This window comes from Streptomyces sp. NPDC000134, from assembly GCF_042899225.1.
GTDB lineage: Bacteria > Actinomycetota > Actinomycetes > Streptomycetales > Streptomycetaceae > Streptomyces.
Map to the genome: position 1 here is coordinate 11729 of NZ_JBIAZN010000035.1, position 21178 is coordinate 32906.

Annotated in this window: 16 protein-coding genes; 12 read left to right on the top strand and 4 right to left on the bottom strand. The window is 72.8% G+C overall.

Going from position 1 to position 21178, the window contains the following annotated elements:
- Window positions 1-17: 17 nt before the first annotated feature.
- The 4 genes from rbfA to ACFY32_RS33030 all read left to right on the top strand — a co-directional run bounded on the left by rbfA (window position 18) and on the right by ACFY32_RS33030 (window position 6351).
- On the top strand, window positions 18-470 hold the full coding sequence (gene rbfA / locus ACFY32_RS33015) for a 30S ribosome-binding factor RbfA (RefSeq protein WP_359203941.1): 453 nt from the start codon (window positions 18-20) through the stop codon (window positions 468-470).
- Window positions 467-1372 carry a tRNA pseudouridine(55) synthase TruB gene (gene truB / locus ACFY32_RS33020; RefSeq protein ID WP_359203944.1) on the top strand — a complete coding sequence of 302 codons (906 nt, stop codon included), beginning with the start codon at window positions 467-469 and terminating at the stop codon, window positions 1370-1372. Before rbfA ends, truB begins: the two co-directional genes overlap by 4 nt.
- A 290-nt stretch (window positions 1373-1662) precedes the next feature.
- Window positions 1663-5295: a trypsin-like peptidase domain-containing protein gene (locus tag ACFY32_RS33025; RefSeq protein WP_390676241.1), complete on the top strand. Its 3633-nt coding sequence runs from the start codon at window positions 1663-1665 to the stop codon at window positions 5293-5295.
- Between the two features lie 99 nt (window positions 5296-5394).
- On the top strand, window positions 5395-6351 hold the full coding sequence (locus tag ACFY32_RS33030) for a bifunctional riboflavin kinase/FAD synthetase (protein ID WP_390676242.1): 957 nt from the start codon (window positions 5395-5397) through the stop codon (window positions 6349-6351).
- A gap of 82 nt (window positions 6352-6433) precedes the next feature.
- Here ACFY32_RS33030 and ACFY32_RS33035 read toward each other — a convergent pair whose 3' ends face one another.
- Entirely contained in the window at window positions 6434-9562 is a 3129-nt protein-coding gene (locus ACFY32_RS33035; RefSeq protein ID WP_390676243.1) for an SCO5717 family growth-regulating ATPase, read from the bottom strand.
- Window positions 9563-10004: 442 nt separating this feature from the next.
- The gene (locus ACFY32_RS33040; protein WP_359203955.1) at window positions 10005-10304 is read right to left on the bottom strand and encodes a DUF397 domain-containing protein; all 300 of its coding nucleotides are present in this window, start codon (window positions 10302-10304) and stop codon (window positions 10005-10007) included.
- Window positions 10305-10577: 273 nt separating this feature from the next.
- On the opposite strand from ACFY32_RS33040, the gene rpsO reads away from it, so the two are divergent.
- From rpsO to ACFY32_RS33065, 5 genes are all read left to right on the top strand, one after another.
- On the top strand, window positions 10578-10865 hold the full coding sequence (gene rpsO, locus ACFY32_RS33045; protein WP_004924725.1) for a 30S ribosomal protein S15: 288 nt from the start codon (window positions 10578-10580) through the stop codon (window positions 10863-10865).
- Between the two features lie 323 nt (window positions 10866-11188).
- Window positions 11189-13432: a polyribonucleotide nucleotidyltransferase gene (locus tag ACFY32_RS33050; RefSeq protein WP_359203982.1), complete on the top strand. Its 2244-nt coding sequence runs from the start codon at window positions 11189-11191 to the stop codon at window positions 13430-13432.
- Complete coding sequence (locus tag ACFY32_RS33055) at window positions 13429-14808, top strand: pitrilysin family protein (protein WP_359203958.1); 1380 nt, start codon at window positions 13429-13431, stop codon at window positions 14806-14808. The genes ACFY32_RS33050 and ACFY32_RS33055 overlap by 4 nt, the downstream gene beginning before the upstream one ends.
- 24 nt (window positions 14809-14832) lie before the next feature.
- Window positions 14833-15585: a 4-hydroxy-tetrahydrodipicolinate reductase gene (dapB, locus tag ACFY32_RS33060; protein ID WP_390676244.1), complete on the top strand. Its 753-nt coding sequence runs from the start codon at window positions 14833-14835 to the stop codon at window positions 15583-15585.
- Window positions 15586-15593: 8 nt separating this feature from the next.
- Window positions 15594-16058 (top strand): hypothetical protein, encoded by a 465-nt coding sequence (locus tag ACFY32_RS33065; RefSeq protein WP_359203965.1) that lies wholly within the window; start codon window positions 15594-15596, stop codon window positions 16056-16058.
- 98 nt (window positions 16059-16156) lie between these two features.
- On the opposite strand, the gene ACFY32_RS33070 is transcribed toward ACFY32_RS33065, so the two are convergent.
- Window positions 16157-16711: a hypothetical protein gene (locus ACFY32_RS33070; protein WP_359203968.1), complete on the bottom strand. Its 555-nt coding sequence runs from the start codon at window positions 16709-16711 to the stop codon at window positions 16157-16159.
- Between the two features lie 104 nt (window positions 16712-16815).
- On the bottom strand, window positions 16816-17055 hold the full coding sequence (locus ACFY32_RS33075; protein WP_359203971.1) for a hypothetical protein: 240 nt from the start codon (window positions 17053-17055) through the stop codon (window positions 16816-16818).
- Window positions 17056-17251: 196 nt separating this feature from the next.
- Here ACFY32_RS33075 and thyX point away from each other — a divergent pair, with 196 nt between their 5' ends.
- From thyX to ACFY32_RS33090, 3 genes are all read left to right on the top strand, one after another.
- A complete protein-coding gene (thyX, locus tag ACFY32_RS33080; RefSeq protein ID WP_359203973.1) occupies window positions 17252-17992 on the top strand; it encodes an FAD-dependent thymidylate synthase in 741 nt (246 codons plus the stop codon).
- 209 nt (window positions 17993-18201) lie between these two features.
- Window positions 18202-19101: a 4-hydroxy-tetrahydrodipicolinate synthase gene (dapA, locus tag ACFY32_RS33085; protein ID WP_359203976.1), complete on the top strand. Its 900-nt coding sequence runs from the start codon at window positions 18202-18204 to the stop codon at window positions 19099-19101.
- 138 nt (window positions 19102-19239) lie between these two features.
- A complete protein-coding gene (locus tag ACFY32_RS33090; protein ID WP_359203979.1) occupies window positions 19240-20925 on the top strand; it encodes a ribonuclease J in 1686 nt (561 codons plus the stop codon).
- The last annotated feature ends 253 nt before the right edge of the window (window positions 20926-21178 follow it).

Genomic DNA, 21178 nt, shown 5'->3' on the forward strand with positions numbered 1-21178 from the left:
TTTAAGGAGACGGACCAGTGGCCGACAACGCGCGGGCCAAGAGGCTGGCGGACCTCATCCGGGAAGTGGTGGCCCAGAAGCTGCAGCGCGGGATCAAGGACCCGCGGCTCGGCTCCCACGTCACCATCACGGACACCCGGGTCACGGGTGACCTCCGGGAGGCGACCGTCTTCTACACGGTGTACGGCGACGAGGAGGAGCGGAACGCCGCGGCGGCGGGCCTGGAGAGCGCCAAGGGCATCCTGCGCTCCGAGGTCGGCCGGGCGGCGGGCGTGAAGTTCACGCCCACCCTGACCTTCGTCATGGACGCCCTGCCGGACACCGCCCGCGCCATCGAGGACCTCCTCGACAAGGCGCGGCAGTCCGACGCCAAGGTGCGCGAGGCGTCCGCGGGCGCCCGCTACGCCGGTGACGCGGACCCCTACCGCAAGCCGGAAGAGGACGACGAGACGGACGACACCGCCGAATGACCCAGCAGCCCACCACGCCCGACGGCCTTGTCATCGTCGACAAGCCGTCGGGCTTCACTTCGCACGACGTCGTCGCCAAGATGCGGGGCATCGCCCGCACCCGGCGCGTCGGGCACGCCGGCACCCTCGACCCGATGGCCACGGGCGTCCTCGTCCTCGGCGTCGAGCGGGCGACCAAACTCCTCGGGCACCTCGCCCTCACCGAGAAGGAGTACCTGGGCACCGTCCGGCTCGGCCAGACGACCCTGACCGACGACGCCGAGGGCGACGTCACCGCCTCGGCCGACGCCTCCGGGATCACCCGGGAGGCCATCGACGCCCGGATCGCCGAGCTGACCGGCGAGATCATGCAGGTGCCGTCCAAGGTCAGCGCCATCAAGATCAACGGCGTGCGCTCCTACAAGCGGGCGCGCGAGGGCGAGGAGTTCGACATCCCCGCCCGCCCGGTCACCGTCTCCTCGTTCGCGGTGTACGACGTCCGGGACGCCGTCGCCGAGGACGGCACGCCGGTGCTCGACCTGGTGGTGTCGGTGGTCTGCTCCTCCGGTACGTACATCCGGGCGCTCGCCCGTGACCTCGGCGCCGGCCTCGGCGTGGGCGGCCATCTGACCGCGCTGCGCCGCACCCGCGTCGGGCCGTACAAGCTGGACGCGGCCAGGACGCTGGACCAGCTCCAGCAGGAGCTGACCGTCATGCCGATCGCCGGCGCCGCCGACGCGGCGTTCCCCCGCTGGGACGTCGACGACCGGCGCGCACGGCTGCTGACCAACGGCGTACGGCTGGAGATGCCCGAGGAGTACGCGGGGGCCGGCGCGGTCGCCGTCTTCGGGCCCGACGGCCGCTTCCTGGCGCTGGTGGAGGAGCAGCGGGGGAAGGCGAAGAGCTTGGCGATCTTCGGCTGAGGCGGGGGGTCTCCGGGGCGGGGGGCTGCCAGGGCTTACGGGGGTCCGGGAGTCGGCCCCGGGCCTTGTCCGTGGAGCGGCGGCCACGGGGCCTCCGCCGCTCCACGGCCCCCCTCGGTTCCCCCACCCCTAGAGTTATCCACAAGGCACCTTCTGTTCACCCGTCCGGGCAGGCGCTCGGAGTGAACCGGGGGAGCGCAGGGGGCGCGTTCGCCAAGCGATCTGTCCCGCCGATCACCACCCGCCTACCGTCGATCACAGGGCGCGGTGTACGGCGGGGAGGTTCGACGATGACGTCGCGGAACCGGTCCCGGGGGAGGGACGGCAGGAGACTGAACGGGTCGGGCGCGGCGGGTGAGCCGGACGCGCCGGGGAGTGCCTCGGCGGATGAGTCCGGTGACTCCGGCGGGCCCGGTGAGGCGGGCGGGTCCGCCTGGCCGGGTGGCACCGGCGCGGCCGGCGAGCCCGGTGTCCCCCTGGTCCGGGTCCACGATCTGGCCGGCCGCCCCCGCGGCACCGGTTTCCTCGCCGACCACCACGGCACGGTCGTCACCAGCCACGAAGCCGTCGACGGCCTGCCCCGCCTGGTGCTGCACGGCGCCGGCGACCGCCGCTGCGCCGTGACCGCCGACGCCGTCACCCCGCTCCCCGGCCTCGACCTCGCCCTCGTCCGCACCGAGGGCCTCTGCCTCGCCCCGTTGCCCGTCACCGCGCGGGAGCGGCCCGAACCAGGCACCTACGTCCGGATCGCCGCCGACGGCTGGCGCGAGGCCCGGGTGCTCGGCACCACCGACGTGACGTACACCTCCACGGACGGCTTCCACTTCCTCGGCGACGTCCTGGAACTCGCGGTCGGCACCGCCGGGCGGGACGCGCTCCGGCTGGGCGGCGGCGCGGCCGGCGGCCCGGTGCTCGACGCCGCCACCGGCGCCGTGCTCGGCGTCCTGGGCACCGCCCTCCGGTCCGGCCACGGCGACGTCGGCTTCGCCGTACCGCTGCGCCCCGCCGCCGGCCCGCTCGCCGAGCTGATCGCCGAGAACGCGGCGACGGTCCCCGCGTACGGCGACGACCTCAACCTCGCCGGAGTACGGCGGCTCACCACCGTCTCCGTCGGCCGGTGCGGGCCGCCCGGCGCCTCGCCCGGCCCCCGGATCACCGGCACCGGGACACCCGAGCCGGTCGAACGGGCGGCAGTGACGGGGGAGTTCGCCGCCTTCACCGACAGCGCGGCCCGCGTCCTCGGACTGGTCGGCGCCCCCGGCAGCGGCCGGACCACCGAACTGGCGGGGCTCGCGCGCCGCCGGGCCCGGGGGCCGCGCCCGGCGCCCACGCTGTGGCTGCGCGGCACCGACCTGGCCGAGGACGACGGGTCCGTGGCGGACGCGGTCGGCCGGGCCCTGGAGCGGGCCGCCGGGACCGTCGCCGCGGCGGGCGGCGGGGCGGCCGTGGGCGAGGTCACCCCGCGGCGCCTGGCCCATGTCGCCCGGGACGCCGGCCGGCCCCTGCTGCTCCTCCTGGACGGCCCGGAGGAGATGCCGCCCGGCCTCGACCGCCGCCTCGCCGAGTGGACCGAGGCGACGGTCACCTGGCTGCGGGAGACCGGGACCCGGCTGGTCGTCGCGTGCCGCGCGGAGTACTGGGAGCGGGCGGCGGCACAGTTCCCGCCCGAGCTGCTGCACGGGACCGGTCCTGCGGCCGGGGACCTGCCGCCCTGCCTGCGCCTGGGCGACCTCACCGAGGACGAGGCCCGGCGGGCACGGGCGCGACTGGGCGTCCCCGACGGGGCGCTCACCGGCGCCGACGCCCGGCACCCCCTCACCCTCCGCCTGTACGCCGAGGTCCACGCCGCGCTCGGCGACGCCCCGCAGGGGCGCGCGGACCGCGACGAGGTGCTCTCGGCCCACCTCGACCTGGTGTGCCTGCGCGTCGCCGGACGGCTCGCCGAGCGGACCGGGGCGCGCGGCACCGCCGTACGCCGGCTCGCGGCGAAGGTGTCCGGGCGGGTCCACGCGGCCGCCCGGCGCAGCCTCGGCTCCGGACCGGCGCGCCTGGACCCGGCGTCGTTCGAGGAACTCTTCCCCCGGGGCACGGACCCCGACCGGCCCGGCGACGGCACCGACTGGGCCTCGGCCGTCCTCGCCGAGGGACTCCTCGTGCCCGCCGGCAACGGCTACCGCTTCGCCCACGAGGAACTCGCCGACTGGCTCCAGGGCGCCCACCTCGACCTGGACGAGGCCCTGCGCACCCTCGTCCACGACCGCCTCGGCCCGGTGCCGCCCGTACCGCACCACCGCATCGGCACCGTCGTCGAGGCCCTCCTCCACCTCGCCCGCCAGCACGGCGCCCCCCGGCTCGCCTACCGCCTGGAGGAGCTGGTCCGCGCCCTGGACCGCGACCCGTACTCCTGGTGGGCCGCCCGGCTGCTGGCCGGCACCCTCGCCCGGGTGCCGGACCCGGCGCCGTACACCGGCGTGCTGCGGCTGCTCGCCGACGCCGTGGCCGCCCGGCGCGAGGAAGGACGGCCGGTGCCCGGGGAGTTCGCCCCCGGCTTCTGGACCGCCCTGCCGCTCCCGACGGACCTCCGCCTCGACCTGCTCCGCCGGCTGATCCGCGCCGACGGACCGCCGCGCGAAACCGGGCCGGGCCGCCCCGTCACCGGAGAGGAACGCGCCCCCCGCCACCTCGACGCGCCACACCGGCCCCGCCCCGGCACGCCGCCCGCCCCCGGCCTCCGCCACCTCGACGCCGTCGCCGCCCTGCTCGACGCCGAGCCCGGTACCGTACGGCCGCTGCTGGTCCGGTGGTTCGACGACGAGCGCCCGCTACCCGGCGCCCCGCGGGCGACCGTGGCGACCGCCGCGCAGGCGCTGCTGCACACCCACCGCCGGCGCGACCTCGACGGCCTCGTGGAACTCCTCGCCGACAGCGCGCACCGGCGGGCCCTCGAACTGCTCGTCGTCCTCGCCGAGGAGGAGCCCGCCGCCCTGTGCCGCGCGGCCGACCGCTGGTCCCGCGACGAACGGCCCGAACGGCGCGTCGCCGCCGTCGTCTACGGACTGCGCGCCGCCCCGCACGCCACCACCGACGAGGACCGCACGCTGCTGCGCTACGCCGCCCTCGCCCTGCTCCTGCGCTCCGCCGACAGCTCCCTGCACGGCGCCGCGCTCGCCCTCCTGGTCCGCGACCCCAGCAGCCGCGACCGGCATCTGCGGCGGGCGCTGAGCCACTTCGCGGCGGGCGACCCCTGTCTGCCGCCGAGCGCGGTCGCCACCGCCCTGCCGACCCACCCCGAGCCGGTCCTCGACGCCTTCCGCGCCCGGCTGCTCGGCCCGGACGCGGGGGAGGCCCTGCGCCGGCTCGTCGACGCCACCACGCCCGCGCTGGCCACCCGGGTCGCCGCCGCCGTCGGTGACGCCGTGGCGGGCAGCCCGGAACTGGCCGGGCACCTCGCCGCCTACGCCGACCGGCGGCTCGGCCGGGACCCGGCCGCCCGCGACGTACTGTTCCCGCTGCTCACGAGCCTGCTGACCGACGGAACCGAGCCGGTGCGGGCCGCACTCGCCACGGTCCTCGCCGGCCCCGGCACCGACACCTGCCGCCCCCTGCGGCACGAGCTGCGGGAGTTCCTGCTGGCACGCGAGCGGGAGCCCGCCGTCCTGGACGCGCTGCTGCGCGCCGCCGCCCCCGGCCACGGCGACGACCCGCGCGACCTGGTGCACCGCACGGGTCAGGTCATGGTCCGCACCCCGCAGGGCGCCGCCCGTTTCGACCGCGTCCTGATCGACCTGGCCCGGCACGTCCCCGGCTTCGCCGCCCGGGTCGCCGGATGGCTGGCCGGCGCGCCCGAGGAGTGGGCGGCCCTGGTCGGCCCCAGCGCCCGCCGCACGCTGGAGAGCCTGGCCGGCGTGGGCGTACCGGTATGAGCCACCATGCCGATGCGGGCGGCGGCGGCGCGGCATGGCACCCTTAGACCTGCGTGAGAAGCAGCCGTGGGAACGAGTTTGCGACAAGGAGCGGACACAGTGCAGCGCTGGCGTGGCTTGGAGGACATCCCCGAGGACTGGGGGCGCAGCGTCGTCACCATCGGTTCCTACGACGGGGTGCACCGCGGGCACCAGCTCATCATCAGGCATGCCGTGCAGCGCGCCCGCGAGCTGGGCGTGCCCGCCGTCCTCGTCACCTTCGACCCGCACCCCAGCGAGGTCGTCCGCCCCGGCAGCCACCCGCCGCTGCTCGCCCCGCACCACCGCCGCGCCGAACTCTGCGCCGAACTGGGCCTGGACGCCGTCCTCGTCCTGCCCTTCACCAAGGAGTTCTCGAAGCTGTCCCCGGCCGACTTCGTGGTCAAGGTCCTGGTGGACAAGTTGCACGCCAAGGCGGTCGTCGAGGGCCCCAACTTCCGCTTCGGCCACAAGGCCGCCGGGAACGTGGAGTTCCTCACCGAGCAGGGCCGGGTGTACGACTTCGAGGTCGAGGTCGTCGACCTGTACGTGTCCGGCGAGGCGGGCGGCGGCGAGCCGTTCTCCTCGACCCTGACCCGGCGCCTGGTCGGCGAGGGCGACGTCCGCGGCGCCGCCGAGATCCTCGGTCGCCCGCACCGCGTCGAGGGCATCGTCGTCCGCGGCGCCCAGCGCGGCCGCGAGCTGGGCTTCCCCACGGCCAACGTCGAGACGCTCCCGCACACCGCGATCCCCGCCGACGGGGTCTACGCGGGCTGGCTGCACGCGGCCGGCGAGGCGATGCCGGCGGCGATCTCGGTCGGCACCAACCCGCAGTTCGACGGCACCGAGCGCACGGTGGAGGCGTACGCCATCGACCGCGTCGGCCTCGACCTGTACGGGCTGCACGTCGCGGTGGACTTCCTGGCCTTCGTCCGCGGCCAGGCGAAGTTCGACAGGCTGGACGCGCTGCTGGACCAGATGGCGCAGGACGTCAAGCGCTGCCGCGAGCTGATCGCGGCGGCGGTTCCCCCGGCGTAGGCCCGGCGGGACGACAGGACACGCGAAGGGCGGCCGGTGCCCCGAGGCACCGGCCGCCCTTCGCGTGTCGTGCGGCGGGTGCTTACTGCTGCGGCGGCTGCGGCTGCTGCGGCTGCTGCGGCTGCTGCGGCTGCTGGTGGGGTGCCTGGGGTGCCTGGGGGGCTTGGGGTGCCTGGGGGTAGCCATAGCCGGGGCCCGGGGGGTACGGCTGACCCGGCTGGGGGTAGGGCTGGCCGGGCTGCGGTGCCTGCGGTGGCTGGCCGTACGGCGCGGACCGGCCCGGCTGGCCGTACGGGCCGGGCTGGGCGGGGAACGGCTGGCCCGGCAGGGGCGGCGCGGCGACCGGCGGCGGGTTGCCGTCGGACGTCCACAGGCCGTGCATCTGCTGGTGCCGTACGAAGTCCTCGGCGACCAGCGCGGCCAGGTTGAAGTACGCCTCCCGCACCTTCGGCCGCATCATGTCGAGGTCGACCTCCGCACCGGCCGCCAGATGCTCGTCGAAGGGCACGACCACCACGCCCCGGCAACGGGTCTGGAAGTGGGCGACGATGTCCTCCACCTTGATCATCTTGCCGGTCTCGCGGACCCCGGAGATCACGGTGAGGGACCGCGACACGAGGTCGGCGTACCCGTGCGCGGACAGCCAGTCCAGCGTCGTACTCGCGCTGCTCGCACCGTCCACGGACGGCGTGGAGATGATGATGAGCTGGTCGGCGAGGTCGAGCACCCCGCGCATGGCGCTGTAGAGCAGACCGGTGCCGGAGTCGGTCAGGATGATCGGGTACTGCTTGCCGAGCACGTCGATCGCGCGCCGGTAGTCCTCGTCGTTGAAGGTCGTGGACACGGCCGGGTCGACGTCGTTGGCGATGATCTCCAGCCCGGACGACGCCTGCGAGGTGAACCGCCGGATGTCCATGTACGAGTTGAGGTACGGGATCGCCTGCACGAGGTCGCGGATGGTGGCCCCGGTCTCCCGGCGCACCCGGCGGCCGAGCGTACCGGCGTCCGGGTTGGCGTCGATCGCGAGGATCTTGTCCTGCCGCTCGGTGGCGAGCGTGGAACCCAGCGCGGTGGTCGTGGTCGTCTTGCCGACACCGCCCTTGAGGCTGATGACGGCGATGCGGTAGCAGGACAGCACGGGCGTGCGGATCAGCTCCAACTTCCGCTGCCGCTCGGCCTCTTCCTTCTTCCCGCCGAACTTGAACCGGCCGCCGCCGACCGCGGGGCGGCTGCTCTTCGCCTTCTGCCTCTTGTTGTTGAGCAGCCGGTCGGACGACAGCTCCACGGCCGCGGTGTAACCGAGCGGCGCGGCCCCCGGGTTGGTCGGCTGCCGCTGGTCGTGCTGCATCGGCTGCGGCCACGCGGCCCCGACCCGGGGGTCCACGGGCGGCGCCTGCGGGGGGAGCGGGGCGTGGGGCTGCTGGGCCTGCTGCGGGTACTGCGGCTGCTGCGGAGGCTGACCCGGGTGTCCCGGCTGGACCGGGGGAGGGGCGGGCTGCTCCGCCTGCGGGGCCTGCGGCGGCTGGGCGGGGTGCGGGGCGTAACCCTGCGGGGGCGCGGGCTGCTGCGGGTAGCCGTACCCACCCGGCTGCGCGGGGGCGTCGGGCTCGGGCCTTTCCTGCGGGGGCAGGGCAGGGGGAGTGGCGGGAGAGCCGTGGGCCTCGGGCCGCGCCGGTGCGCCGGGCTGGGGCTGCGCGGGCGGGAAGCCGTAACCCGGCGCGGCGTGCGGGGCAGCGGGCATCTCGCCCGGCTGCGGGAAGCCGTGACCGGCCGGCGGCGCGGGCGGCTGGTCCGGCGGCGCCGGCGCGGCCGCGGGGTTCCACGCGGCGGGCGCGGGCTGCGGCGCCTGCGGTTGGAACGGCGGCTGGGCGGGCGTCTCCGGAGCGTCGGTCCGCGGCTGCGGCTGTGCCTGCGGCTGCACGGGCCACTGCCCGCCCGGCGCGGGCGCGGCCGGCTGGTAGGACGGCGGCAACGGCGGCATCCCGCTCCCGGGCACCGGCGGCGGAGTCCAGGCGGCCGGCGCGGCGGACTTACCGGACCCACCGGGCACGGCGGGCTCACCGGGCACGTCGGGCACGCCGGACTCACCGGCCCCACCGGGCACGGCAGACTCACCGGGCACGGCGTCGGCGGGCTCGGACGCGTCGGATACGCCGGTCGCATCGGAGGCGTCCGATACGACATCGATGGGCTCGTCGTCCGTGGCGCGGGCGTCGGCGGGCGCCTCGTCGACGGGCTCGGCGCCGTCCGGCTCGGCACCCTCGGATGCGGCGTCCTCGCGCTGGGTGTCCGCCGGAACGGCGTCCTCGCGCTCGGCCCCCTCCGCCAGGGCGTCCCGGCGCTGATCCTCCGCGACGACCCGCACCTGGTCAGCGTCCTCGGCCTCGTCCGGGACCTGGCCGGAGACGGCGTCGCCGACCGGCCCCGGCTCCTCGGCGGTCGCCGTCACTGCCGCCGCTTCCTCTTCCTTCTTCTCCTCGGCCTTCTCCTCGGCGGCGCGCTCCGCGATCTCCCGCTTCAGCGCGGCGACGGAGAACCGCATGGTCGCGTCGCTCTCCAGGTCCCCGCCCCCGGACCCACCGGCCGAGAAGCTCGGCAGGGCGGTCGGAGAGGCGGGTCCGGGCTCGGCCGCAGGCGTCTCCTCGTGCGGCTCGTTCCGCTGAGGCTCGAACCCGCTCCCGGCCGGCAACCTGGGCACCCCGGTGGGCCCCCCGACCGGCGGCGCGGGCGGCGTGAACGGCGCCCCGGGCGCAGGCACGGGCGCCGGCGGAGTGAACGGCGCCCCCGGCGCCGGAGCCGGCACGGCGGAGGGCCCGGTAAGACCGGCGGCATGGGGCGGCGGCGTCAACCCGGGCAACGGCGGAATCGGCCCACTGGGTGAAGAAAAAGGACGCGGCCCACCCGCCGGCGCCTCGGCACCACCATTCCCGGCCCCTGCGGAATCACCGGAATCACCGGAATCACCGGCATCAGGGGAGCCAGCGGGCTCGTCTCCGCCGGACGCGCCCCCAGCCGCCTCAGCAGCGCCCGCCGACCCACCGGAAGCACTCGCCCCGCTCGCCTGACTGGACGCCGCATTCTGCGTGTACCAGGCAGGCGGCGCATAGTCGATGGTGAACTCGCCGGTCGTCTCGACCGCGGACTCCGCGTCGGGCTGGTCATCGCCGGGTGTCGCCCAGCCCCCGCGGAGCCCGCCCCGATCGCTGCTCACAGTTCCTCCTGAAGTGGTCGAGCACTCTCATGCCGTGCCGGGGCGACCCTTGCCCACCGTCCGAAGCACGGAAACGATCACAACCGCCGCAACGAGTGCCACCGATGCGGCCGATGCAACCGATGCGACGGAAGCAACGGATGCGACCGATACGAGAGTTGTCGTACATCGTCGAGACAGTCCGGCCCACCGGCTCTCCCCCTGCGAGACGCCGACGCCCGGTCCACGGGTTCTGACGTCGCGCCCCTACCCAGCCTAATCACCCGCCCCCCGGCCACGTCAGTCCCGTCGTACCCCGATGCTCCCGGCCTACCGCCACAACTCAGGCCAAACCAGGCCGCGTCGGCGAGATGGACGCCCGCGGACCCGTACAGCCCGACGGGGGCACCGCCCCGGGCGGTACCCCCGTCACCTCAGGCCGCTCGGCATGCCGTCCGGCGGATCACTCGGCGGCGGGCACGCCCCCGCCGCCCGGCGCCGTCTCCAGGTCGAACTCCCCGTCCCGCGCGCCGAGCACGAACGCCCGCCACTCCGCCTCCGTATAACGCAGCACGGTGTCGGGGTCGAGCGAGGACCGCATGGCCACGGCGCCCTCGGGGAGGTAGGCGATCTCCACCCGCTCCTCGTGCTCCTCGGTCCCCGGCGCGCAGTGCCACTCCACGCCCGAGATGTCGAGCGCGTACAGCTCGTCCCGCTCGCGTTCCTTGCGCGCCTTCACATCCTGGTCCGGCAGATCAGCCATGGTGGGGCGGTCCTTTCGACGACCTGTCTGCGATCCCCGTCACCCTACTGGCCGTACCCTGCCCCCAGCGGCCGAAGCCGGAACTCCCCGTTCGGGCGCTGCCCGCCGACTGGTACTCTGGGTGACGGCCGTTTGTGTACGCACCCCCGGAGCCCGTCGTCGGCGCCCTGGAGGCCGCGCTCAGCGGACCCCGCCTTCCGAGTCACGGAAGATCCCCCGAGGAGAAGACCGGGGGCACTCGGTGGCCAGTCACAGACTATTTGAGGAGTACGCGTGTCGCTCGACGCCGCAGTGAAGAAGCAGATCATCTCCGAGTTCGGTACCAAGGAGGGCGACACCGGCTCCCCCGAGGTCCAGGTCGCTCTGCTGTCCCGTCGGATCTCCGACCTGACCGAGCACCTCAAGACCCACAAGCACGACCACCACTCCCGTCGTGGTCTGCTGATCCTGGTCGGTCAGCGCCGCCGGCTGCTGCAGTACCTCGCCAAGAAGGACATCCAGCGCTTCCGCGCGCTGGTCGACCGCCTCGGCATCCGTCGCGGTGCGGCGGGCGCCAAGTAAGACGCCGTGAAGGGAGCGGTTCCCATCGTTCGGGGGCCGCTCCCTTTGCTGTACGTGCGCGCTGTCACTGTCACTTTGTAGTGTGGTAGCTCAGCGTGGGAACACGTAACGCAGTACGACACGTAACGCAGTACGCGTGAGAACGAGGAGAAGCGCACCTCGCCGCCGCCGGTCCTCGGTAGTGGCCCCCGGGGGGAAGCGAGCCCCGGGTGCTTCGATCGAAGACCGGCCCGCATCGGACGGAGCGCTTCTCCATCACAGTCCCCCTGCCACACGGGCAGCCAGGGACAAAAGACGACATACACGTAATGGAGAAAACACTGGTGGAGAACGAGACCCACTACGCCGAGGCCGTCATCGACAACGGAGCCTTCGGCACCCGCACCATCCGCTTCGAGACGGGCCGGCTGGCCAAGCAGGCCGCCGGTTCCGCCGTGGCGTACCTGGACGACGACACCATGGTGCTGTCGGCCACCACCGCGTCCAAGAACCCCAAGGACCAGCTCGACTTCTTCCCGCTCACGGTGGACGTCGAGGAGCGGATGTATGCGGCCGGCAAGATCCCCGGCAGCTTCTTCCGCCGCGAGGGCCGGCCCTCCGAGGACGCCATCCTCACCTGCCGCCTGATCGACCGCCCGCTGCGCCCGTCCTTCAAGAAGGGCCTGCGCAACGAGATCCAGGTCGTCTGCACGATCATGGCGCTCAACCCCGACCACCTGTACGACGTCGTCGCGATCAACGCCGCGTCCGCGTCCACGCAGCTCGCCGGCCTGCCCTTCTCCGGCCCGATCGGCGGCGTCCGCGTCGCGCTGATCCGCGGCCAGTGGGTGGCGTTCCCGACCCACACCGAGCTGGAGGACGCCGTCTTCGACATGGTCGTCGCCGGCCGGGTGCTGGAGGACGGCGACGTCGCGATCATGATGGTCGAGGCCGAGGCCACCGAGAAGACCATCAAGCTGGTCGAGGGCGGCGCCGAGGCGCCCACCGAGGAGGTCGTCGCCGCCGGTCTGGAGGCCGCGAAGCCCTTCATCAAGGTGCTCTGCCGCGCCCAGTCGGACCTCGCCGCCAAGGCCGCCAAGCCCACCGGCGAGTTCCCGATCTTCCTCGACCACCAGGACGACGTCCTGGAGGCGCTCACCTCCGCCGTCAAGCCCGAGCTGGCCCAGGCGCTCACCATCGCCGGCAAGCAGGAGCGCGAGGCCGAGCTGGACCGCGTCAAGGCGCTCGCCGCCGAGAAGCTGCTGCCGGAGTTCGAGGGCCGCGAGAAGGAGATCTCCGCCGCGTACCGCGCGCTGACCAAGCAGCTTGTCCGCGAGCGCGTCATCAAGGAGAAGAAGCGCATCGACGGCCGCGGTGTCACCGACATCCGCACCCTGGCCGCCGAGGTCGAGGCCATCCCGCGGGTGCACGGCTCCGCGGTGTTCGAGCGCGGCGAGACCCAGATCCTGGGCGTCACCACGCTGAACATGCTCCGCATGGAGCAGCAGCTCGACACCCTGTCGCCGGTGACGCGCAAGCGCTACATGCACAACTACAACTTCCCGCCGTACTCCACCGGTGAGACCGGCCGCGTCGGCTCCCCCAAGCGCCGCGAGATCGGCCACGGCGCCCTCGCCGAGCGCGCGCTGGTGCCGGTGCTGCCGACGCGCGAGGAGTTCCCGTACGCGATCCGTCAGGTGTCCGAGGCGCTCAGCTCCAACGGCTCCACCTCGATGGGCTCGGTCTGCGCCTCCACCATGTCGCTGCTGAACGCCGGTGTGCCGCTGAAGGCCCCCGTCGCCGGTATCGCCATGGGCCTGATCTCCCAGGAGATCGAGGGCGAGACGCACTACGTCACCCTCACCGACATCCTCGGTGCGGAGGACGCCTTCGGCGACATGGACTTCAAGGTCGCCGGCACCAAGGACTTCGTGACCGCCCTCCAGCTCGACACCAAGCTGGACGGCATCCCGGCCTCCGTCCTGGCCGCCGCCCTCAAGCAGGCCCGTGACGCCCGCCTCCACATCCTCGACGTGATGATGGAAGCGATCGACACGCCGGACGAGATGTCCCCCAACGCGCCGCGGATCATCACCGTGAAGATCCCGGTCGACAAGATCGGTGAGGTCATCGGCCCCAAGGGCAAGATGATCAACCAGATCCAGGAGGACACCGGCGCCGAGATCACCATCGAGGACGACGGCACGATCTACATCGGTGCCGCCGACGGCCCCGCCGCCGAGGCCGCCCGCACCACGATCAACGGCATCGCCAACCCGACGATGCCCGAGGTCGGCGAGCGCTACCTGGGTACGGTCGTGAAGACGACGACGTTCGGCGCCTTCGTCTCCCTGCTGCCCGGCAAGGACGGTCTGCTGCACATCTCGCAGATCCGCAAGCTGGCCGGCGGCAAGCGCGTGGAGAACGTCGAGGACGTGCTCGGCGTGGGCCAGAAGGTCCAGGTCGAGATCGCCGAGATCGACTCGCGCGGCAAGCTCTCCCTGATCCCCGTGGTCGAGGGCGAAGAGGCCGCCGAGGACAAGAAGACCGCATCCGACACCGGCTCCGCCGGGGGCGCCGACCAGTGACGTCCCGTAGCTCGAAGGCGACGGCCCGCACCTCCTCGGAGGTGCGGGCCGTCGCCCGTACCCAAACGCTCGTCAAGGGCGCGAACGGCATCGGCACGGTCCGCAGGACCACCCTCCCCGGGGGCCTGCGCGTCGTCACCGAGACCCTGCCCTCGGTCCGCTCGGCCACCTTCGGCATCTGGGCGCACGTCGGCTCCCGCGACGAGACCCCCTCGCTGAACGGCGCCACCCACTACCTGGAGCACCTGCTCTTCAAGGGCACCGGCCGCAGGTCCGCCCTCGACATCTCCTCCGCCCTCGACGCCGTCGGCGGCGAGATGAACGCGTTCACGGCGAAGGAGTACACGTGCTACTACGCACGGGTGCTCGACACCGACCTGCCGCTCGCCATCGACGTGGTCTGCGACATGCTGACCGGCTCCCTGATCCGCGAGGAGGACGTCGACGTCGAGCGCGGCGCCATCCTCGAAGAGATCGCGATGACCGAGGACGACCCGGGCGACTGCGTGCACGACCTGTTCGCGCACACCATGTTCGGGGACAACGCCCTCGGCCGCCCGGTCCTGGGCACCGTCGACACGGTCAACGCCCTCACCGCCGACCGCATCCGCCGCTTCTACAAGAAGCACTACGACCCCACCCACCTGGTGGTCGCCTGCGCGGGCAACGTCGACCACCACAAGGTGGTCCGCCAGGTCCGCGCCGCCTTCGAGAAGGCCGGCGCCCTCAAGGACCCGCTGGCCGAGCCCATCGCCCCGCGCGGCGGGCGGCGCGCCCTGCGCACCGCGGGCCGCGTCGAGCTGATCGGCCGCAAGACCGAGCAGGCCCACGTCGTCCTCGGCATGCCCGGCCTCGCCCGCACCGACGAGCGCCGCTGGGCGCTGGGCGTCCTCAACACCGCCCTCGGCGGCGGCATGTCCTCCCGCCTCTTCCAGGAGATCCGCGAGAAGCGCGGCCTGGCCTACAGCGTGTACTCGTACACCTCCGGGTTCGCCGACTGCGGCCTGTTCGGCGTGTACGCGGGCTGCCGGCCCTCCCAGGTGCACGACGTGCTGAAGATCTGCCGCGACGAACTCGACCAGGTCGCCGAGCACGGCCTCGCCGACGAGGAGATCGACCGCGCCATCGGCCAGCTCCGGGGCTCCACGGTCCTGGGCCTGGAGGACACGGGCGCGCTGATGAACCGTATCGGCAAGAGCGAACTGTGCTGGGGCGAGCAGATGTCGGTCGACGACATGCTGGCCCGGATGGCGTCGGTCACCCCGGACGAGGTCCGCGAGGTCGCCCGCGACATCCTGGGACGGCGGCCCTCGCTGTCGGTCATCGGCCCGCTCAAGGACAAGCAGGCGTCCCGGCTGCACGACGCCGTCGCCTAATCCCCTTCGGTTAAGGAACAGAAGATGAGCAAGCTGCGCGTGGCCGTCCTCGGCGCCAAGGGCCGGATCGGCTCCGAGGCGGTACGGGCGGTCCAGGCCGCCGAGGACATGGAACTGGTCGCCGCCCTCGGCCGGGGCGACGGGCTGGAGGCGCTGACCGACTCCGGCGCCCAGGTCGCCGTCGAGCTGACCACCCCCGCGTCGGTCATGGACAACCTCGACTTCTGCGTACGGCACGGCATCCACGCCGTCGTCGGCACCACGGGCTGGACCGGCGAGCGGCTCGCCACCCTCCGGGGCCTGCTCGACGCCGCCCCGGAGACGGGCGTCCTCATCGCGCCCAACTTCTCCATCGGCGCGGTCCTGACCATGAAGTTCGCGCAGATCGCGGCCCCGTACTTCGAGTCCGTCGAGGTCGTCGAACTGCACCACCCGAACAAGGTCGACGCCCCCAGCGGCACGGCCACGCGCACCGCACAGCTCATCGCCGAGGCCCGGCGGAAGGCAGGCGCCGCTCCGGCGCCCGACGCCACCGCCACCGCCCTGGACGGCGCCCGGGGCGCGGACGTGGACGGCGTCCCGGTGCACGCGGTCCGGCTGCGCGGGCTCCTCGCCCACCAGGAGGTCCTGCTCGGCGGAGAGGGCGAGACCCTCACCGTCCGGCACGACTCGCTGCACCACAGCAGCTTCATGCCGGGCATCCTGCTGGGCGTCCGCCGCGTGGTGGCCACCCCGGGGCTGACCTTCGGCCTGGAACACTTCCTGGACCTGGGCTGACACCCGCCATGCGAGCCAAACTCTCCTACGCCCTGACGGCCGCCGTCCTGGTCTTCTACTTCGTCCTGGTCGGCAGCCGTGGCGTCCTGCTCATCCAGACCGGCACGGTCATCACCGTCACCTTCGGCGTGGCGGTGCTGATCCTGCCGGTCATCGGCCTGTGGTTCCTGTGGAAGAACACCCAGTTCGTCCGCCGGGCCAACCAGCTCGCCGCCGAACTGGACGCCGAGGGCGCGCTGCCGGTCGACGAGCTGAAGCGGACCCCGAGCGGCCGCGTCGACCGCGACTCCGCCGACGAGGTCTTCGCCCGCCGCAAGGCCGAGACGGAGGCGGCCCCCGGCGACTGGCGCACCTGGTTCCGCCTCGCCGTCGCCTACCACGACGCCCGCGACACCCCGCGCGCCCGCAAGGCGATGCAGCGAGCCATCTCCCTCCACGACGGCAAGGACCCCCGCCCGGTCGAGACCACCTGACCCCGTCCCGTCCGAGTCCCCGTACCGAACACCGTGGCCCGGCCCGCACCCCGCGGACCGGGTCACCGGTGACTCGCCCGGGTGTCACATCCGGTCGGTCAGCCGAGCCGGTACTCCGCCGCCCAGGTCTCCACCGCGTCGGCGGCCCGGTCGAAGGCGGCCGCTCGGGCGAGGAAGTCCGCGCCGTGCGTGGTCAGCAGCGGCGGCAGGGCGTCCGCCGGGCGCCCCCGGCGCTGCAGCACCAGCGCTTGGCCCTGCACCGTGCGCGGCAGCCCCAGCCAGCGCACCGGCTGCTGCACCGTCCGCACCCCCACGACCTGCTCCCACGGCACCGTCCGCGTCACGAGGAAGCCCACCTGGCGCAGCCCCCGGGCGCTCACCCACACGCCCACGCGCAGCAGCCGCAGCGCGCCGGCGATCATGGCCAGGGCGACGACGAAGAACACCCCGGCGGAGCCGAACGTGCCCGTGGCCGCGATGATCACCGCCGCGAACAGCACGAACGACGCCAGCAGCAGCATCAGCGCGGACGCCCCCACCCGGTACGGCCCGGGGCGGTACGGCCGCCTCCAGGTGTCCCGGTCGTCGTACGGCAGCGCGACATCGTCGGCCGCCTCGAAGGCGCGGTCGGCCGTCAGGAAGGGCAGGGGCACGGCTGGTCCTCACTCGCTCCATGCGCGGGCAGTGCCCGGTGAGGTTATCCACCTGTGTCCCCGGTCACCACCCTCGGGGGTCCGGATGGAGGCAGGCCGCCGGCTCAGCGGTCGTCGGACGCCTGGGACTGCTGCGTCTGCCGCGCGGAGTGGTCCAGCGACATCGCGGGCATCCCGATCACCAGGGCACCCACGAGTCCGGCCACGATGGTCAGCCCCAGCAGCCAGCGCCCGGCTATCTGGCCGAAGGACGCCCGCTCCCGCGGCGGGGGCGTGACATTGCTGCGGAACCTGTCGGCCTCGGCGACGAAGGCGAACGGCACGGGTTCACGCCGGTGGAACATCGACGTACGTCTCCCTTCGGGGATTCGGAGGATCACTCGTCATCGGTACAGACGAACGAACCCTCCCGAAGGTGCCCACTTTCGGTGACTTCATCGCGGCACGGCCCGATCGCCCCGATTGGCGCCCGGGAATCCGGAGCTACGCCGAGCCGTAGAGTGGCTCTGCAAGCGACGAGATGGGAAGGCCCACCACACCGTGTCCGACACGCCCGAAGCCGATTTCAAGATCGAACTGCGCAGCGACGTCACCGTCGAACTGGTCAAGCACACCGCGTCCGACGCCGACGTCCTGTTCGCCGCCCGCGTCTCGACCGTCGGCGAGCAGTCCCTGGACGAGCTGAAGAAGGACCCGGAGCGCTCCAAGGGCCTGATCAACTACCTCATGCGGGACCGCCACGGCAGCCCGTTCGAGCACAACTCGATGACCTTCCTCATCAGCGCCCCGATCTTCGTCTTCCGCGAGTTCATGCGGCACCGCGTCGGCTGGTCGTACAACGAGGAGAGCGGCCGCTACCGCGAGCTGCAGCCCGTCTTCTACGTCCCCGACGCCTCCCGCAAGCTGGTCCAGGAGGGCCGTCCGGGCAAGTACCGCTTCGTCGAGGGCACCCAGGCCCAGCGGGAGCTGACCGCCCGCGCGATGGAGGACTCCTACCTGCGCGCGTACGGCACCTACCGCGAGATGCTCGCCGCCGGCGTCGCCCGCGAGGTCGCCCGCGCGGTGCTCCCGGTCGGCCTGTACTCCTCGATGTACGCCACCTGCAACGCCCGCTCGCTGATGCACTTCCTCGGCCTGCGCACCCAGCACGAGCTGGCCAAGGTGCCCTCCTTCCCGCAGCGGGAGATCGAGATGGTCGGCGAGAAGCTGGAGGCCGCGTGGGCCGGGCTGATGCCCCTCACCCACGCCGCCTTCAACGCCAACGGGCGCGTGGCGCCGTAACTGCGCGCGAGGCCGCTGAGGGACACATGTGCGCATCAGCCGCACGAGGTGTCCGGATTGCGGCATTTCGCGAAGTTCATCTAGCCTGATCGAACGGACCCGGCACTGCCTGAACCCCCGAGCAGGCAGTGCCGGGCTCCGTACCCCCGGTCCAGCACCGCCTCCCCCGAGGGAAGACCCCGCTTCGAGCAACGAGTAGCGTGTAACCCATGGCTCCGACCTCCACTCCGCAGACCCCCTTCGGGCGGGTCCTCACCGCCATGGTCACGCCCTTCACGGCGGACGGCGTACTCGACCTCGACGGCGCGCAGCGGCTCGCCGCCCACCTGGTGGACGCAGGCAACGACGGCCTGATCGTCAACGGCACCACCGGCGAGTCCCCCACCACCAGCGATGCGGAGAAAGCGGAGCTCGTACGGGCCGTCGTGGAGGCGGTCGGCGACCGGGCCCACGTCGTCGCCGGTGTCGGCACCAACGACACCCAGCACAGCGTGGAACTGGCCCGCGCCGCCGAGAAGACCGGCGCGCACGGCCTGCTCGTCGTCACCCCGTACTACAACAAGCCCCCGCAGGAGGGCCTGTACCGGCACTTCACGACGGTCGCCGACGCGACCGGCCTGCCGGTCATGCTGTACGACATCCCCGGCCGAAGCGGCGTCCCGATCAACACGGAGACCATCGTCCGCCTCGCCGAGCACCCGAGGATCGTCGCCAACAAGGACGCCAAGGGCGACCTGGGCCGCGCGAGCTGGGCCATCGCGCACTCCGGGCTCGCCTGGTACTCCGGCGACGACATGCTCAACCTGCCGCTGCTCGCCGTCGGCGCGGTCGGCTTCGTCTCGGTCGTCGGCCACGTCGTCACCCCGGAGCTGCGCTCCATGGTCGACGCCTACGTGGCGGGCGACGTGCACAAGGCCCTGGAGATCCACCAGAAGCTGCTGCCCGTCTTCACCGGCATGTTCCGTACCCAGGGCGTCATGACCACCAAGGCCGCGCTCGCCCTCCAGGGCCTGCCGGCCGGGCCGCTGCGCGCGCCCATGGTCGAGCTGACGCCCGAGGAAACCGACCAACTCAAGATCGATCTTGCTGCCGGCGGGGTACAGCTCTGACATCGGACTTCGCAAGACCCCACAACTGAATAAGCAGGCCACCGGTGCCTGCACCACACCCAAACAATTGCTTCTGCACGAACGTCATGCGCGCCACGTGCCCCACCGGTACGTGGCGCGTGTGGTGAGGAGAGTCTTTTGAGTCATCCGCATCCCGAACTGGGCTCGCCCCCGCCGCTTCCCGAAGGCGGCCTGCGGGTCACACCACTCGGCGGTCTCGGCGAGATCGGCCGCAACATGACGGTCTTCGAGTACGGCGGCCGCCTGCTGATCGTCGACTGCGGAGTGCTCTTCCCCGAGGAGGAGCAGCCCGGAATCGACCTGATCCTGCCGGACTTCTCGTCGATCCGGGACCGTCTCGACGACATCGAGGGCATCGTCCTCACCCACGGTCACGAGGACCACATCGGCGGTGTCCCCTACCTCCTGCGGGAGAAGGCGGACATCCCGCTGATCGGCTCCAAGCTGACCCTGGCGCTCATCGAGGCCAAGCTCCAGGAGCACCGCATCCGCCCGTACACCCTGGAGGTGGCGGAGGGGCACCGCGAGCGCATCGGCCCGTTCGACTGCGAGTTCGTCGCGGTCAACCACTCCATCCCGGACGCCCTGGCCGTCGCCATCCGCACCCCCGCGGGCATGGTGGTGCACACCGGCGACTTCAAGATGGACCAGCTCCCGCTGGACAACCGCCTCACCGACCTGCACGCGTTCGCACGGCTGAGCGAAGAGGGCATCGACCTCCTCCTCGCCGACTCGACGAACGCCGAGGTCCCGGGGTTCGTCCCGCCGGAGCGCGAGATCTCGGGCGTCCTGCGCCAGGTGTTCGCCGGCGCCCGCAAGCGGATCATCGTGGCCAGCTTCGCCAGCCACGTCCACCGCATCCAGCAGATCCTGGACGCGGCGTACGAGTACGGCCGCCGGGTCGCCTTCGTCGGCCGCTCCATGGTCCGCAACATGGGCATCGCCAGAGACCTCGGCTACCTGAAGGTCCCGCCGGGCCTGGTCGTGGACGTCAAGACCCTCGACGACCTCCCGGACAGCGAGGTGGTCCTGGTCTGCACGGGCTCCCAGGGCGAGCCGATGGCCGCCCTGTCCCGCATGGCCAACCGCGACCACCAGATCCGCATCGTCGAGGGCGACACGGTCATCCTGGCCTCGTCCCTCATCCCGGGCAACGAGAACGCGGTGTACCGCGTGATCAACGGCCTGACCCGGTGGGGCGCCAACGTCATCCACAAGGGCAACGCCAAGGTCCACGTCTCGGGCCACGCCTCGGCCGGCGAGCTGCTGTACTTCTACAACATCTGCCGCCCGAAGAACCTGATGCCGGTCCACGGCGAATGGCGCCACCTGCGCGCCAACGCCGAACTGGGCGCCCTCACCGGCGTCCCGCACGACCGCATCGTCATCGCCGAGGACGGCGTCGCCGTCGACCTCGTCGGCGGCAAGGCCAAGATCTCCGGCAAGGTCCAGGCGGGATATGTGTACGTCGACGGCCTGTCGGTCGGCGGCGTGGGCGAGCCCGCGCTCAAGGACCGCAAGATCCTCGGGGACGAGGGCATCATCTCGGTCTTCGTCGTCATGGACGCCTCCACCGGCAAGATCACCGGAGGACCGCACATCCAGGCCCGTGGCTCGGGCATCGAGGACTCCGCCTTCGGCGAGGTGCTGCCCAAGGTCGTGGAGGCACTGGAGCGCTCGGCCCAGGACGGCGTCGTGGAGCCGCACCAGCTCCAGCAACTGATCCGCAGGACCCTGGGCAAGTGGGTCTCGGACACCTACCGGCGCCGGCCGATGATCCTCCCCGTCGTGGTGGAGGTCTGACGGACCGTCGGGCCCCGGCCCGTGCCGACCAGGAGCGGGGCGCCTCGATTTGCATCGAGGCGCCCCGCTCCAGTAGGTTTACAACCCCGCTCGGAGGGGCACCCGATCACATCACGGTCGGGAGCGTCCCGGAGGGGCGGGAATTCCGACTCAGAACTTCTGATAAAGTCGGAACCGCCGGAAAGGGAAACGCGGAAGCGGGAACCTGGAAAGCACCGAGGAAATCGGATCGGAAAAGGATCTGATAGAGTCG

Bases quoted from the DNA above. Each gene is read 5' to 3' on its own strand.
- ACFY32_RS33075 (WP_359203971.1), bottom strand. From the start codon at position 17,055: ATGTTCCACCGGCGTGAACCCGTGCCGTTCGCCTTCGTCGCCGAGGCC.
- ACFY32_RS33040 (WP_359203955.1), bottom strand. From the start codon at position 10,304: ATGGCTGATCTGCCGGACCAGGATGTGAAGGCGCGCAAGGAACGCGAG.
- ACFY32_RS33025 (WP_390676241.1), top strand. From the start codon at position 1,663: ATGACGTCGCGGAACCGGTCCCGGGGGAGGGACGGCAGGAGACTGAAC.
- truB (WP_359203944.1), top strand. From the start codon at position 467: ATGACCCAGCAGCCCACCACGCCCGACGGCCTTGTCATCGTCGACAAG.
- ACFY32_RS33065 (WP_359203965.1), top strand. From the start codon at position 15,594: ATGCGAGCCAAACTCTCCTACGCCCTGACGGCCGCCGTCCTGGTCTTC.
- dapB (WP_390676244.1), top strand. From the start codon at position 14,833: ATGAGCAAGCTGCGCGTGGCCGTCCTCGGCGCCAAGGGCCGGATCGGC.
- dapA (WP_359203976.1), top strand. From the start codon at position 18,202: ATGGCTCCGACCTCCACTCCGCAGACCCCCTTCGGGCGGGTCCTCACC.